The sequence below is a fragment of the Ralstonia pickettii genome, assembly GCF_030582395.1.
GTDB lineage: Bacteria > Pseudomonadota > Gammaproteobacteria > Burkholderiales > Burkholderiaceae > Ralstonia > Ralstonia pickettii_D.
This window is the reverse complement of sequence record NZ_CP104381.1, coordinates 1,569,655-1,584,615: the sequence shown is the minus strand read 5'-3', so window position 1 is coordinate 1,584,615 and position 14,961 is coordinate 1,569,655. Positions and strand designations below refer to the sequence as shown.

Annotated in this window: 12 protein-coding genes and 1 pseudogene; 5 read left to right on the top strand and 8 right to left on the bottom strand. The window is 64.9% G+C overall.

The features are described from left to right. Window positions 1–54 precede the first annotated feature (54 nt). Window positions 55–1,029, bottom strand: a complete 975-nt coding sequence (locus tag N5B55_RS07630) for an AraC family transcriptional regulator (protein ID WP_304539665.1) — start codon at window positions 1,027–1,029, stop codon at window positions 55–57. 118 nt (window positions 1,030–1,147) lie between these two features. On the opposite strand from N5B55_RS07630, the gene N5B55_RS07625 reads away from it, so the two are divergent. From N5B55_RS07625 to N5B55_RS07610, 4 genes are all read left to right on the top strand, one after another. After that, entirely contained in the window at window positions 1,148–2,359 is a 1,212-nt protein-coding gene (locus tag N5B55_RS07625) for an MFS transporter (protein WP_304539664.1), read from the top strand. Window positions 2,360–2,794: 435 nt separating this feature from the next. Further along, window positions 2,795–3,199 (top strand): SRPBCC family protein, encoded by a 405-nt coding sequence (locus N5B55_RS07620; protein ID WP_304539663.1) that lies wholly within the window; start codon window positions 2,795–2,797, stop codon window positions 3,197–3,199. 80 nt (window positions 3,200–3,279) lie between these two features. Next, the gene (locus tag N5B55_RS07615; protein WP_027681460.1) at window positions 3,280–3,627 is read left to right on the top strand and encodes a hypothetical protein; all 348 of its coding nucleotides are present in this window, start codon (window positions 3,280–3,282) and stop codon (window positions 3,625–3,627) included. A 7-nt stretch (window positions 3,628–3,634) separates the two neighbouring features. Beyond that, window positions 3,635–3,844 carry a DUF1653 domain-containing protein gene (locus N5B55_RS07610; protein ID WP_304539662.1) on the top strand — a complete coding sequence of 70 codons (210 nt, stop codon included), beginning with the start codon at window positions 3,635–3,637 and terminating at the stop codon, window positions 3,842–3,844. Window positions 3,845–3,927: 83 nt separating this feature from the next. Here the strand turns inward: N5B55_RS07610 and N5B55_RS07605 are convergent, their stop codons facing one another. The 5 genes from N5B55_RS07605 to bioA all read right to left on the bottom strand — a co-directional run bounded on the left by N5B55_RS07605 (window position 3,928) and on the right by bioA (window position 8,534). Further along, window positions 3,928–4,452: a hypothetical protein gene (locus N5B55_RS07605; RefSeq protein ID WP_065855012.1), complete on the bottom strand. Its 525-nt coding sequence runs from the start codon at window positions 4,450–4,452 to the stop codon at window positions 3,928–3,930. A 176-nt stretch (window positions 4,453–4,628) separates the two neighbouring features. Then, a complete protein-coding gene (locus N5B55_RS07600) occupies window positions 4,629–5,147 on the bottom strand; it encodes a hypothetical protein (RefSeq protein WP_304539661.1) in 519 nt (172 codons plus the stop codon). A 55-nt stretch (window positions 5,148–5,202) separates the two neighbouring features. Continuing rightward, window positions 5,203–5,892: a dethiobiotin synthase gene (bioD, locus tag N5B55_RS07595; RefSeq protein WP_304539660.1), complete on the bottom strand. Its 690-nt coding sequence runs from the start codon at window positions 5,890–5,892 to the stop codon at window positions 5,203–5,205. A gap of 1 nt (window position 5,893) precedes the next feature. After that, window positions 5,894–7,141, bottom strand: coding sequence for an 8-amino-7-oxononanoate synthase (gene bioF / locus N5B55_RS07590; RefSeq protein WP_304539659.1), 1,248 nt, complete (start codon window positions 7,139–7,141; stop codon window positions 5,894–5,896). Next, window positions 7,128–8,534 carry an adenosylmethionine--8-amino-7-oxononanoate transaminase gene (gene bioA, locus N5B55_RS07585; RefSeq protein WP_304539658.1) on the bottom strand — a complete coding sequence of 469 codons (1,407 nt, stop codon included), beginning with the start codon at window positions 8,532–8,534 and terminating at the stop codon, window positions 7,128–7,130. The genes bioF and bioA overlap by 14 nt, the downstream gene beginning before the upstream one ends. 390 nt (window positions 8,535–8,924) lie before the next feature. Between bioA and N5B55_RS07580 the strand changes: the two genes are divergently transcribed. Further along, window positions 8,925–9,092, top strand: coding sequence for a hypothetical protein (locus N5B55_RS07580; RefSeq protein WP_173004233.1), 168 nt, complete (start codon window positions 8,925–8,927; stop codon window positions 9,090–9,092). A gap of 86 nt (window positions 9,093–9,178) precedes the next feature. On the opposite strand, the gene N5B55_RS07575 is transcribed toward N5B55_RS07580, so the two are convergent. Continuing rightward, window positions 9,179–9,868, bottom strand: a complete 690-nt coding sequence (locus N5B55_RS07575) for an OmpA family protein (RefSeq protein WP_304539657.1) — start codon at window positions 9,866–9,868, stop codon at window positions 9,179–9,181. A gap of 40 nt (window positions 9,869–9,908) precedes the next feature. Beyond that, window positions 9,909–14,648, bottom strand: a pseudogene (locus N5B55_RS07570) (beta strand repeat-containing protein); the annotation flags it as partial. Window positions 14,649–14,961: the final 313 nt, after the last annotated feature.

The following is a 14,961-nucleotide window of genomic DNA, read 5'->3' as shown; positions in this document are numbered from 1 at the left end:
TTTCAGCCGACGCAATCGACGCGCGCAGCACAGATCTATCGCCAGCGCTGAACATCACGCGTCAAGTTCGGCGCCTTCCGCACGCATGGCACCCGGCGGACGCCCGACCACGCGCTTGAATGCGCGGCTGAACGCGGCGAGCGACCCGTAGCCGAGCCGGTATGCGACGGCTTCGATCGTCTCGCGGTCGCGCGTGATCCATTGCGCGGCGAGCCGCATCCGCAGCTCGGTCAGATAGCGCACGGGCGTCATTCCGGTGGCAGCCAGGAAGCGCTCGGCAAACACCGAACGCGAGACGCCGGCTTGCGCTGCCAGCTCCGCGACGCTCCAGTTGCGGCCCGGGTCACGATGCAGCGCGACGATCGCGCGACCGAGTTTCGGCTCGCGCAGGGCCTGCACCCAGCCCGTGGCGTCGCCGCAGCCGCATTCCACCCAGCCGCGCACGATGAAGGCGGCCACCACGTCCGCCAGCCGCGCGAGGATGCCGGCAAAACCTGCGCGCTCGGAGCACGATTCGCGCTCCATCGCGTCGAGCATCGGGCGGATTTCCGGATAGCGCGCGAGCAGGGTGCCGACATGCATGAACTCCGGCATTGTGCCCACCAGGGGCTGCATGCCGCCCAGATCCAGCTCCATGCAGGCGCTGAAAATGAGCGCATCGCCCGGTGCCGCCTCCGTACCGGCACCCACCGACGCCACCGTGTCGCAGATCTTCGCGGCTTCAAAACCGGCGATCTCGCGGCATGGCGCATCCGGATCGGACAACAGCGCATGCGGCGTTCCCTGCGGCAGCAACACCGCATCGCCCGCTTCGAGCCGCATCGTCGCCCCCGACGCGTCGCGCAGCAACACCGGCCCGCGACCAACGAAGTGAAACTGCGCACGCCCCGGCGCCTTGCCAAAGCTCAGCCCGAAGGGCCGCGCCACATGGATACGGCGGTACTGGACGCCGCTCAGCCGCATGCCAAGCAACAGCTCGCTGACAAGGTCGTGCACGTCGGGCAGGGCAGATGACAGAGAAGAGGGCATCTCAGATCCGGACGATTGATCAACAAGACCGGATTGTATGCCATAGACCGTCCGGCTATCAGACCCTACCATGCGACCTTATCGGTAGTTTCCCTGATGCTTTTCTACGGACTGACGCATGAATCCCGCAACCTCCACAGCCGCCTCAGTCGAGGCGCCGCGTGAACCCGCCTGGGGCGCTGTCTTCGCGATGGCGCTGGGGGTGTTCGGGCTCGTCACGGCCGAATTCCTGCCAGCAAGCCTGCTGACGCCCATGGCGGAAAGCCTTGGCGTAACAGAAGGCGTGGCAGGACAGGCCGTCACGGCCACTGCAACCGTTGCCCTGGTCACCAGCTTGCTGACCGCCGCCGTCACGCGCGCCATCGACCGGCGGCGCGTGCTGCTCGCATTCTCGGTGCTGCTCGTGGCATCCAATCTTGCCGTGGCGTTTGCAACCGACCTCACGACGATCCTGATCGGCCGTGTGGTGCTTGGTATTGCGCTGGGCGGCTTCTGGACCATGGCCACCGCCACCGCAATGCGACTCGTGCCACCGGCGTTGGTGCCGCGGGCGCTGTCGATCATCTTCAGCGGCGTGGCCGTCGCCACGATTGCCGCCGCGCCGCTGGGCAGCTATTTCGGCCACCTGATCGGCTGGCGCAATGTGTTCCTTGCTGCGGCCGCGCTCGGGGTGCTGGCGTTCGTATCGCAAGTCGCCACGCTGCCATCGATGGCGCCAAGCGGCACGACGCGCCTGCGCACGCTGATCGACGTGCTGCGCCGCCCGAGCGTCGGCATCGGGATGTTCGCGACGATCCTCGTGTTCACCGGCCACTTTGCGTTCTTCACGTACCTGCGGCCGTTCCTGGAGCAGGTGGCGGGCGTTGGCGTGAACGGGCTGTCGGCGATCCTGCTGGGCTACGGCATTGCCAACTTCGTCGGTACATCGTTGGCCGGCCGCGTACTGGAACACCGGCTGCGCCCAATGTTGATCGCAATGCCCGCGCTGATGGTTGTGCTTGGCATCGCACTTGTGGCGCTGGGCCGCGCACCGGTCATCGACGCAGTGCTGATCGCACTGTGGGGCATGGCGTTTGGCGGCGTGCCGGTGGCCTGGTCGACATGGGTGACACGCACCGTGCCCGACGAAGCCGAAAGCGCGGGCGGCCTGATTGTCGCTGCCGTGCAGCTCGCGATTGCGACCGGTGCAGCAGCCGGCGGCGTGGTGTTCGACGCGAACGGCGCGGCCGGTGTGTTCATCGGCGCCGCCGTGGTGCTGGCGATTGCCGTCGCGACCATCGTCACGGGCGTGCCGAAACGCGTCGAGGTGGTGCCGGCGATGGCAGAGTGAATTGCCGAATGCGCGCCGCTGGGTTGATCGGGTGATGGGCACCGCTACCTCAGCGTGCGCCTCTATATTTCTCATAATTTGCATTATGTTAAATAAAGGATCAACCATCCGCCGTTCCCGGTCCAACGCACCCCGCTAAACCTTCTTCAAAAACTCCTGCTTGCGCAGACAGCACACGCCATCGGCCTTGCCGTCGACCGGATGGTCGCCCGCCACCTGCTGAATGTGTTCTTGATCTTGGTGCCCGCCTTGAGCGGGCCCGACCATTCTGAATCTTCAGGTCCTTCACCGGCGTTGCCCGGTGGCCCGGGTTCGACAGTTGCCGACTGTTACCGCGTGCCTGTACCTTGCAGCCCGATCCGCCGCAATCTATGCCGAGGCAGCGCTGCCATGCACCGTTGCCCGCCCACACATCGAAAAGAATCGGAGCCGCTTATGTGGATTCATGAAGAGAGCATTGAAACGACCGCTTCCCCCGCCCGCATCTGGGAACTGTTCGCCAACGTTGAGAAATGGAGCGACTGGAATGCGGGCATCGAGCGCATCGAGCTTCACGGGCCGTTTGCCGACGGCACGCAGTTCACCATGCAGCCGCCGGGGCAAGATGCGTTTGTCAGCACGCTGGTCAACGTGCGTCCCCATGAAGGCTTTGTCGACGAGACGGTCGTCGATGGCACGCGCGTTCTGGTCGATCATCAGCTCGTCAGCCTGCCCTCCGGCGGCACGAAGATCGTCTATCGCACCGAAATCACGGGGCCGGATGCCGCCACGTTCGGGCCCATGGTCACTTCAGATTTTCCTGACGTGCTGGCCGCACTGAAACGGTTGGCGGAGCGCTGATCGGGTCAGGCGAAGTGTCAGGCGTGCTGTGCCGTTCGGTATGATCCAACCTCCAATCATTTGAAATCAGGAAGAACATCATGGGCGAAGCCAAACGACGCGGCTCACAGGCCGACCGCATTTCTCAGGCGCACGCCCGGCTGGAGGCGCTGCGCCCTGAAAAATTGGTCTGCGGCGCCTGCCAGACCGCCTTTACCGAATTCGAAGGGATGGAGCCGCGCGACATGCCCGGCATCCACGCCATCTTCGGCGGCGAATGCCCGAACTGCGGCGAGAGCGTAATTTCGTTCAATGGCGAGCCAGAGGCCGTGGCTGCCGCCATGCTGGCGTACCAGGACGCCATGGAAGACGCCAAGCTCGGCGCGCAGACGCAGGAGGGCAAGCACGTGCCCTACGTCGACGAAGAAGACAAGCCAACGCAACACTGAACCCGCCATGCAAGACTCGTCAACGCGCCGCTACCGCCACTACAAGGGCGGCGAATACGAATGGCTGTGCGAGGCCACGTACGAACCCGATCCCGCCATCAAGATGACGGTCTATCGCGCCGCCAACGGCACGATCTGGACACGCCCATCGACGATGTTCCATGAGATGGTCGAGGTCGACGGCCGGCAGGTGCGACGCTTTGCGCTGATCGACTGAATATCGGCGGAAACTATCTCGTTGCGAGCGGGCCTGCGGGCTCATTTGACGTATTGGCGTGAGCTACGTGATGGTCACTTTCGTCAACCCGCCGCGGCCCGTTTCTGACGCTTGGACCAGGCGTGCTCGCCAGGCGCCCGGTCGCGGAGTTCGAAGGTGATGTGCACGCGGCGCGAGACCTGCAGGTAGACGCCGCACGTCAGCGTCAGTGCCACGGCAACGGCCACGCCGTCGATGAAGGTGGAGCGCGCTCCTGGAATGCCGCCCGCCATGAGCATCAGGCCAATCAGCGGCGGCAGCAGCGCCATGTGCACGAGCATGGCCGGGCGGAATGCGCTGTCGTGCGTGGTGGCCAGCACCAGCACCGTCACGCTGGAAATCAGATACAGCAGCGTGGTCAGGTTGATCGCCCCACTCCCCGGCGCGTTGGCATCGAACAGATCGGCGCCGGCCAGTTGCAGCGCATCCATCGTCAGCCCCTGCCAGAACACCCACGTTGGCCCTGCGATGGCAATAGCCAGTACCCACGGCAGCCATCCGGCAATGCCATACAGCGGATGTTGACCCGCTGCGATCGGGTCGATGTCGACCCAGCGATGCGTCAGCATGATGCACCCCCAACAATGCGCGCCCGTTCTGATGACGGTTGCTCTCGGCAAGCGCCGGCGGCGTCTGCCTCCCCTGCTCTCTAGCTTAGGTCGCCCCACAACACGTGCAATGCAGGAGGAACCCTGAGCGCACAATCGGATTGCGCTGCCTCAACTGTCGGCCACCTGTTGGCCAACTATCGGCGGAACAGTCGCGGGCGGTCCGGATCGTAAAGCGGGTCGGGCGTGATCTGTGTAAGTTGCAGGACGCCCGCGGGGTCGAAGTAGAAATGCATCAGCGACGGCCAGACGTCGTCCGCCTTGAAGCGGTACGACCAGACCAGCCGTTCCATGCGCGGGAAATACGCAGTTTCGACCGGCTGGCCGAAATGTCGCAGCACGTCGTCCCGCGTCCAGACGCCGATCTTGGCCTGGGCAAATTCGAGGCTGCTCAGCACCTGCTTGAAGGCGACCACCTTGCCGCTGGCGTCAAAGTCCGCCGCGTAGGTGAACTGCCCGTACGGTTTGGTCGGATAGAGCCAACGGGTGCCGCCATCGAGCGGGTAGGTTTCGCGCGGCGGGCCGAACTGCGCCTGAACAGCGGGCCCGTCCGCGCCAACCAGTCGCTGTCCCTTGCTGACGGGGGACTCCAATGCCGCACATCCCGCCGTCGCCGCCACCACAATCGCTACTGTCAGCCAACGCATTGCGCGCATGACAACCGCCCTCGCCAAACTAAGTCAAGGCGGTAGTTTACCGCTGCACTCCAGTTCAACGCGCAAGCAGCGGTGCGATATCGATGTGGGCTGCTGCGCGCCGCGCATCGGCGTGCGGCAACCGCGGGATCGTGCCCAGATGCGGTGCGTTGATCCAGCGGCACAGCGTCGCAACGTTGTCGTCAAGCCCAGCCATGGACGCGTCGACCACGTTGCCGACCCAGCCGGCCAGGTGCAGGCCACGTGCGGCAATCGCTTCAGCGGTGAGCGCGGCATGGTTCAAGCAGCCCAGGCGCAGCCCGACAACCAGGACCACCGGCAAGCCCAATGCCACGGCCATCTCGGTCGTGTCGAAGTCGTCCGACAGCGGCACGCGGAAACCTCCAACGCCCTCCACCACAACGGCATCCGCCAATGATCTTGCGTGTGCGAACGCATCGAGAATCGGTGGCAGCGTGATCGTCACGCCTTCGCGCGCCGCAGCCAGATGCGGAGACATCGGCGCGTCGAGCAACCATGGACAAACGGTGTCGAGCGGCAGATCGACTGACGCGGCGGCACGCAGTTGCTCAACATCTTCGTTGGTGCGCGTGGGCGCGCCCGCCAGCCTGCCTGCGGCGATCGGCTTGAGGCCCGCGGCACGGTAGCCGGCGTCGGAGAGCTTGGTCAGCAGGGCGGCGCTGACGAACGTCTTGCCGATTTCCGTGTCCGTGCCGGTGACAAAGCAATCGAAACGTGCGGACATGTCAGGCTGCCTTGGCTGGCTGCAGGGATTGGCCGGCCGCTTCCAGCGCCTGCGCCAGGCGCTCGATGTCGGCATCGGTATGTGCCGCTGACAGCGTGATGCGCAAGCGGGCCGTTCCTGCCGGCACCGTCGGTGGACGAATCGCAGCGATGCGGATGCCTTCGCGTTCGAGCGCGGCGGCCAGCGCCAATGCGGGTGCGTTCTCGCCGATCACGATCGGTTGGATGGCCGTTTGCGATGGCATCCATTGCCAGCCGAAGCGCGCAGCCAGGCGCTGGGCATGCGCACTCCACACGGCGATGTGGCGATCGAGGCGGGCGCAGCGTTCATCCCCCTCCTCGCTTGCGATCAGGTCCAATGCTGCTTCCACCGCACACGCAATGCCCGGCGGCGCGGCGGTTGTGAAGATGTACGTGCGTGCGCGCTGGACCAGCCAGTCGATCACAAGTCGATGCGCCACGATGGCGGCGCCCGATCCGCCCGCAGCCTTGCCGAACGTGCCGACATAGATGAGGCGCTGTGAGCGCAGCCCGAAGTGCGACAGCACACCTGCGCCGTTCTCGCCGAGCACGCCCAGGCCGTGCGCGTCGTCCACGATCAGCCAGGCATCGTAGCGTTCGGCCAGCGCAAGCAGTTCGGGCAGCGGCGCAATGTCGCCATCCATGCTGAACACACCATCCGTGACGATCAGCTTGTTGCGGCTGGTGCTGGCGGCCAGAAGCGCCTCCAGCGCGGCAACGTCGACGTGCGGATAGACCTTGACGGGCGCCCGCGACAGTCGCGCTCCGTCGATGAGCGAGGCGTGGTTCAGCGCATCGGAAAAAATCGTGCATTCGTCGGCCGGGCGGATGCCGCCAGCCTGCGCCATGGCGCTCACCACGGCCAGATTGGCCATGTAGCCGGTGCAGAAGAACAGCGCATCTGCCTCGGGAATGTGTTCGGCTTGCACTGCAGCCATCCGTGCTTCCAGCCGCGCGTGCGCGATCGAATGGCCGCTGACCAGATGCGACGCACCGCTGCCGAAGCCATATTGCTGTGTGCCGCGCGTCATCGCCTCGGCCAAGGCGGGATGGGCTGCCAGGCCGAGATAGTCGTTGCCGCAAAAGCCCAGAATGTCGCGCGGCGCTTCACCGGGCACGCTGATGCGCTGGCTGCGGTCGGTCGGGCTGTACGCGGTGCGGCGCACACGGCGCAGGTGCGCGGCGTCGATGGCGTCGAGGCCCGCCTGCAGGTCGTCAAGCAATCGCATAAGTGTGTCCTTCTGTTTCGCCCGTCGCTTGGGCCAGCGTGTCTTCAAGCGTCTGCAGCGTGCGTTCGACCAGCGTGTCGGCCTCTTCGTCGCTCAGCACATAAGGCGGCAGCAGATACACAGTGTGGCCGATCGGGCGCAGCAGCAGCCCATGCGTGCGCGCCGTCAGCGCAAAGCGTTCGGCAAAGCGGGCACCGGCCACGTCGGGGTGCACGTCGAACGCCGTGATCATTCCCGTCTGCCGCAGATGGGCAAAACGCGCATCGTGCGACAGCGGCGCCAGGCCCTGGGCGATGCGCGCCGCGGTCACGCGATTGCGCGCAAAGACGTCTTCTTCAGCAAACAGATCGAGCGTGGCCAGCGCCGCACGGCAGGCCAGCGGATTGCCCGTATACGAATGCGAATGGAGGAAGCTGCGCACCGGCGCATCGTCGTTGAAGGCGTCGTAGATGGCATCGCGCGACAGCACGATCGACAGCGGCAGATAACCGCCGCTGATGCCCTTCGACAGGCACAGCAGATCCGGCCACACGCCAGCCTGCTCGCACGCGAAGAATGTACCGGTGCGGCCGCAGCCGACGGCAATTTCATCGGCAATCCAATGCACGCCAAACTCATCGCACAGTGCGCGCACGCCGCGCAGATAGCTCACGTCGTGCATGGCCATGCCGGCGGCGCACTGCACCAGCGGCTCGATGATGACGGCGGCGATCGTGCCGGCGTGGGTGCTCAGGCAATCGCGCAGTGCCGCCAGCGCGCGTTCTGCCACGTCGGCGGCAGTTTCGCCCGGGCCGGCCAGACGCGCGTCCGGCGATGGCACCCGGTGAGATTGCAGAATCAGCGGGTCATACGCATCGCGGAAGATCGCCACATCGGTCACACCCAGTGCGCCAAGCGTTTCACCGTGATAGCCGTGTTCCAGGCAGACAAATCGGCTGCGTGCGCCCTGCCCTGCATTGCGATGCGCGTGAAAGCTCATCTTGAGCGCGATTTCCACGGCAGAAGCGCCGTCGGAGCCGAAGAAGCTGTGGCCCAGCACGCCGCCCGTCAGCTCGATCAGGCGCTCGGCCAACTCCACTGCCGGGCGGTGCGTTGCACCCGCCAGCATGACGTGCTCCAGTGAATCGAGCTGCGTCTTCAGCGCCGCGTTGATGTGCGGATTCGCATGCCCGAAGAGATTGACCCACCAGGAGCTGGTGCCGTCCAGGTAGCGATTGCCGTCAAAGTCGATCAGCCACGGCCCCTGGCCGCGGGCAATCGGCAGCGGCGGCATGGCATCGAGCCGTGCATTTTGGGTGCACGGATGCCACACGGCCGCGCGGCTGCGCGCCTGCCACGCCGTGTTGGCGCTGGGCGCGCCGTCGACCGGCACCGGAATTGGGGGATACGCCATACAAGGCCTCCTCGAAACACAAGCAGAAGCGGGGGATTCGGCGGCGTATGGTAGAGGGCATGTGGATCAAACAACAAGTGCGCACGATGGAGGAAATTGCGCCCACATAGAAGAACAAAGAAGGAAGAAGCGCACTTCTTCGCTCGATTTTCCACCTCCTGCGCGGAACGTGTCGCTAAAAAAACTTTTCCGCCGGAGAAAAATGAGTAGTAGAGGGCACATCGAACGCGCCCCGCCGCGTGGACAGTCGCAGTGTCACCGGCCGGCGCCGGATTATTCACCTTGAGTGATATTGAGAATGGACCAGAGGTTCGCTTTGCCTCATTGCCCTACCCTAGGGATAACCCTATACTCGGGAAAACCCTAGATAACACACTGAGAGAAAACACCATGGTCCAGCAAGCCTATTTCACCCCCAAGTTCGCCGGCGACATCGAGGTTCAGGCCAGCAACCGTACGTCGCTGCTGCGCGCAGTCATCAATTTTTTCCGCAACGGTTGGGATGACAACCTCGCCTACGCCGAAGTGGTCGGCAAGTCCGGTTCGTACCTCGGCTGACCGCCGCCGCCGAATGTTCGGCTATCCCGCGAAGGCATAGAAAAACGGCGCATCGGCGCCGTTTTTGTTTTGGCTGACACCATCGGTCAAGACCGGCTCAGACGAATCTCGACGCGGCGATTCATTGCCCGCCCCGCAGCCGTAGCGTTCGAGGCGGCGGGGTTGTCCTTGCCGAAGCCGCGTACCGTCAGGTCGTCGCACTGCAGACCTTGACTCCGCAGGTAGCCGGCCACGCTATCCGCGCGTTGCTGGGACAGCGCAAGGTTATATGCCGCCGATGCGCGCGAATCCGTGTAGCCGCTGATATCGCCATGCCTGAACACAATGCCGCGGCTATCTCCGACGAGTTGATCCAGCTTGCGCTTGGCGGCAGCGGTGAGCGTTGCCTTGCCGGTATCGAAGTTGGCGTCACCGCTCAGATCCAGTTTGACGACTGCGGCTGGCACCGGGGCGGGCGCCGGCTTCGTTTTCGGAGGCAGGGCCGTTACGGGCTTGGCAGGTGCCGGCCCGCATTGGAAGGTCAAGGTACGAACGTCCGTGCTGCGGCCGAAAGGCGTTACTGGTTCGATCGGGCGTACAACTTGGTCGGCGCAGATCTCCTTGGCCTTGTCAGTGCAGACGCCTTGCCCCTGGAGCAGGCCGTGGCATTCGACGCGATACGTCGCCACACCGTCTTGCGGGTTGATCTGATAAGCATTGAAGGTGGGACCTGACGCGCTTGAGCAGGCGGCCAGCGGCACGGCAAACGCCAGTGCCCAGAGAGCGGATTTCATCATGATGGGTAGGTGGTAGGGCGTTCTGGGTTGGGCGAGCGGCTTACCACTGCATCGAAGCGCCCATGCCGAACGTTGTGCCATTGCCGGGGCTCGTGCTGACACCTGCGCGAACCTTGATGTTCTCGGTCATGCGTGCCGTGCCGCCGATGGCCACAGCCTGATAGCCGTGATAGAAGCCCGCGCCGATGCCGAGCGACAGGGTCTTGTCCTTGTCGACGTCGGGGATCATCGTGAGCGCAGTTGCCGCCGCAACCCCGGCATAGGCGGTGCGCGCGACGTTGTTCACGCTTTGCTGCAAGCCATTGAGCTGCTGCGTCATGTTGGCGTTCGACTGGCCGATCGCGGAGTTGAGCTGGCTGACGTTGACCGCATCCGTGCCTTGCGTGCCGGCGGCAACGTTGGTGATCTGTCGCTCGCCGCCAGCCGCACCAACGCTGACCACGTTTGCACGCCCGCCGTCGCTGGAGTTGTTGCCCAGCGCGACCGAGTTGCTGCCCGTGCTCACCGCACCGCTGCCGGCTGCGGTGCTATTCGCTCCGGTGGCCAGAGGTGCCGTGTACGTGACGGGGTTGCCGGTGATCCAGGTGTTGGCAGCCGCCTGCAGGCCCGCCGACACAGTGACCGCAGGCCCGTTCCCGGCGCCCACGTTGTTGCCGAGCGAGCTGCCGCCGCCATTGCTTCCGTTGCCGAATGTTGGCGATGTCACCGCGCCGGTCGACGAGTTGTAGCTCGACCCGCCGCCGAGGTTGGTGGCCACCGTCGCCCCCAGGCTGTTGACCTTGTCGCTCAATGCGGTGATGGCCACATCGGCTGCATTAAGTTGCGAGCCGTTGATCGCGTCCGTGCTGCTTGCGCTGATGCGGCCAGCGGCCACATTCGTGATGGTGCGCTCTGCGCCCGGCGTACCCACGCTGACGGTACTGACCGGCGCGCCGCCGGCAAACGTGTAGAGCGTGCCGTTGATGGCGGCGGAAGGCGTGGCGATCGTCGATGTCGTCACGCTGCTAGCACCCAAGGCGATGTCGCCGGCATGATTGGCGACGGCGTTGGGACCGATCGCCACGCTGTCCAGGCCCAACGCCTGGCTGTCCGGCGCCGTGCTGTTGGCGTGGAAGTACTTGATGCCCGTGCTGTTGATCGCGTCCAGCGCCGCGCCCACGTTATTGACCGTGGACGTTGTGCCGTTGGCGTTGCTGACGGTATACGTCGGCCCCGTCACCGCGCCGGTAGACGGGTTGACGGAGGCGCCACCGCCCAGGCCTGCCACCGCGCCACTGAGCTGCCCCACATTCACGGCATCGGTTTGCGCCACGCCGGGAGCCACGTTGTGCAGCGTCACCGGACCGGCAGTCGCCCCAACTAGCGTCAGATCTTGCGAGGGCTTACCGCCATTCGGCGTGGTGGGCGACGACGGCGTGCTGTATTGAACGGGCCCCACGCCGCCGTTTGTCACGGAATTGACGAGATTGCTGACCGTCTGGTTCGTTGCGTAGAGCTGGGATCCGTTGACGGCGTCCGTGCTGGTGGCGGACACCTGCCCCTTGGCCACGTTCGAAATTGCGGTATTGGCCGCGTTGATGCCCGTGATGGTCAAGCTGGGGCCGGCGCCACCGTTGGTCGTCACACCCGTCGACGTGATGCTCGTACCGCTGGCTGCCGGGCCCACCGTCACACTGCCCGCCACGTTGACGTTGTTCGCCAGATTGAAGCTGATGTTGTTGCTCGTCGTCGACTTGCTCACGACGATGTTGCCATCACCGCTGTTCAGATCGACGGTATTGCCCGTTGCGCTGTTGGTGCCGACGTTGGTGGCGTTCATGCCCTGGGCACTGACGTTCCAACCGGCACCGGCTGCAGCCTTGACGCCATTCAGTTGGCTGACATTGACCGCATCGGTCGGAGCAGTGCCGGCGGCCACGTTGGTGACGACCGTGTTGGCCGCGTTGATGCCCGTGGCAATGAGGCTCGGGCCGCTGCCGCCATTGGTGGTGACGCCGCTCGACGTGATCATTGTGCCGCTGGCGGCAGGACCCACCGCTAAACTGCCAGCCACATTCACGTTGTTCGCCAGGTTGAAGCTGACGTTGTTGCTTGTAGTCGACTTGCTCACGACAACGTTGCCGTCCGTGTTGTTCAGATCGACCGTTGCGCCCGTCGGGCTTGCCGGCGACACCGTCGTCCCATGTGCGCCCTGCGCGCTGATGCCCCACCCCGCGCTCGCCGACTGCACGGCCGCATTGAGCTGATTCACATCGACAGCATCGGTGCCGTTTATACCGGGCGCAATATTGGTGATGGCGTGGCCGCCGCCGTTGATGCCGGTGTTCGTTACGCTCGGTCCACCGCTGATGGTCAAGCCACTGTTGTTCAGCACGCTGTTGCCCGTCGTCACGCTGGTGAACGTGGGCGTCATGCTGGTGGCGAGTGTGATGTTTGCGCCGTTCTGCGTGATGGCGACGTTGTTGCCTGCAGTGAACGTCGCCGTGCTGCCCGGAGCAATGTTGGTTAGCGTCGTGCCGCTGGCCGTGCCGGTGCCTGTTTGCGCCGTCGTCACGTTCCAGCCCTTGTTGGCCACTGCGCTGACCGCATTGAGCTGATTCATATCCACCGCGTCGGTGCCATTGACGCCCGGGGCAATGTTCGTAATCGCCAGGCCTCCGCCGCTGACGCCGCTCGTCGTCAAGGACGGGCCAGCGCCACCGTTTGTGCTCACGCCGGTCGCGGTGACGGTCGTGCCGCTGGCCGCTGGACCAACAGTCACGCTATTGGCGACCTTCACCGTCGGTGCCAGATTGAAGCTGACGTTATTGCTCGCCGCCGTCTTGCTCACCACGATGTTGCCGTCGGTGTTGTTCAGGTCAACGTTGGTGCCCGTTGCGCTGTTCGGTCCGACGTTGGTGGTGTTGGCGCCTTGCGCACTGACGTTCCAGCCGGCACGGGCGATGGCATTGACGGCGCTGAGCTGACTGACATTGACGGCATCAGTCGACGCCGTACCCGCGGCCACATTAGTGATCGCTGTATTGCCTGCGTTGATGCCAGTGCTGGTGACGCTCAGGCCGCCGGTGATGACAAGGCCGCTGTTGTTCAACGTCGTGTTACGGGTGGTCACGCTCGTGAAGGTCGGCGTCATGCTGGTCGCGAGCGTGATATTCGTGCCGCTCTGCGTGATGGCGACGTTGTTGCCCGCAGTGAAAGTTGCCGTACCGCCCGGCGCGACGTTGCTCAGCGCCGTGCCGCTGGCCGTGCCGGTTCCCGTCTGCGCAGTTGTCACATTCCAACCTTTGTTGGCAACAGTGTTGACCGCGGCGATGGCCTGGTTGGCGGCGTACAGCTCCGAGCCGTTAACGGCATCCGTGCTGGTGGCGCTGACGCGGCCCGCGGCCACATTGGTGATCGTGCGCTCTGCGCCAGGCGTACCCATGCTGACCGTGCTGGTGGGGCTTGTGCCCGCTACGGCATAGGCGGTGCCTGCCACGGTCACGCTGGACGTCCCCACGGCAGAAGCCGTGGTGGAGCCTGCGCCCAGGGCCACATCCTTCGTAAAGTTGGCAACGGCGCCGTTGCCCAGGGCGACGCTGCTCGCCCCTACCGAGGATGCCGCTGTGCCGACAGCCAACGCCCCTGCGCCCGCACCCGAGGATCCCGCACCGATCGCAATCGCACTGCTGCCCGTTGCCGAAGCACCCGCCAAGCCGGCCGTGGTGGATCCCGCCGTGCCGGAACCGATGGCAATGGCGCTTGCTCCGCTGGCAACAGCGCCCGCGCCGCCTTTACCGGCCGCGGCAGAACCACCAGCGCCCCCATCGCCCAAGGCAATCGAACCGGAGCCCGTGGCCGCGGCACCCGCGCCGCCCGTTGCGCCTGCCACCGACCCGCCTGCACCACCGGCACCAATGGCGATGACGCCCACGCCAGTCTTTGCCTGGGCACCGGCGCCTCCGGCTGCAACGCCCGTGGCCCCCGCAGACCCCACGGCAATCGCACCGGCCGTTGCCGCCGAAGAACCGCCGCCCACGGCAAACGATGCATCGCCCGTGGCGCTGGAGCCCACGATACCGTTGCCGCCCAACGCCACCGAGCCAATGCCGGATGACGTGGCCGAGTAACCCAGCGCGACTGAACCAGTATTGGTCGCAGCAGAAGACTGACCGATTGCGGTCGACTCGTTGCCGGTGGCCTTCACGCCTGCGGCGTTCGCATGACCGCCGATCCCGATCGCATCCACGCCGGTCGCCACCGCCTGATCTCCGATGGCGACCTGCGAGCCCGTACCGTTGGCATTGGACGTGGCGCCGATAGCGATCGGCGATGTGCCACCCGTCGGATTGGTGCTCAGCGCTTGGGCGCCCTGGCCGATGGCGATTGCTCCATTCTGGAAGGGCGTGCCCGCCGTGCCCGCCCTTGCGCTGCCGATGGCAATGGCACCCGCACTGGTGGGGCCGCCGGTGGCCGTCGCGCCGCTGCCGATGGCCACCGCTGCAGAACCGGAGGCGTTGGCGGCGTTCGCGCCAGAGCCGCTGCCGATCGCGACCGACGTTCCGGCTGCCGTACCAAACGCGCCATTCGTGTACTGCGCATGGGCGTGGTCCTGCATGACCACGCCGAGGAAGGCCGCAAGCGCCAGCGCAATGGCGGACTTCCGATGCAGAACGGGCGTGATCGCCCGCAGGGTGCGATGACCGATGGCCTGGCCCTCTGCGCTGCCGCGCTTGCCGCGCCCGCAGCAGCTCTCCGCCACGACCACTGTCAGGTTCCTGACAGGGTTGTATTTGGTTCTATAGATCCGATTCACTTCACTTCCCCAAAACGCATGACTCAAAGCGACGCAGCTTGCAAAAATGTGCGTCTTTTTCTTTTTTGAATGCGCCGTGTCCACAATGGATGAATCTCCGATTGCACGGAGTTGGAATGGACAGCATTCGTTGAGCCAATGTAGCGACGGATGTGAAATGCAATGCAAAACATTCACAAACGACTGTCATGCAGTGTCAAATCACTGCATCAGAGAACACATGGCGGCATTCTTCGGATTTGCGCAAATAGACAGTGACAGAAACGGTGGCGCAGCAAAGCCCAGCAGGCTGCGCTGG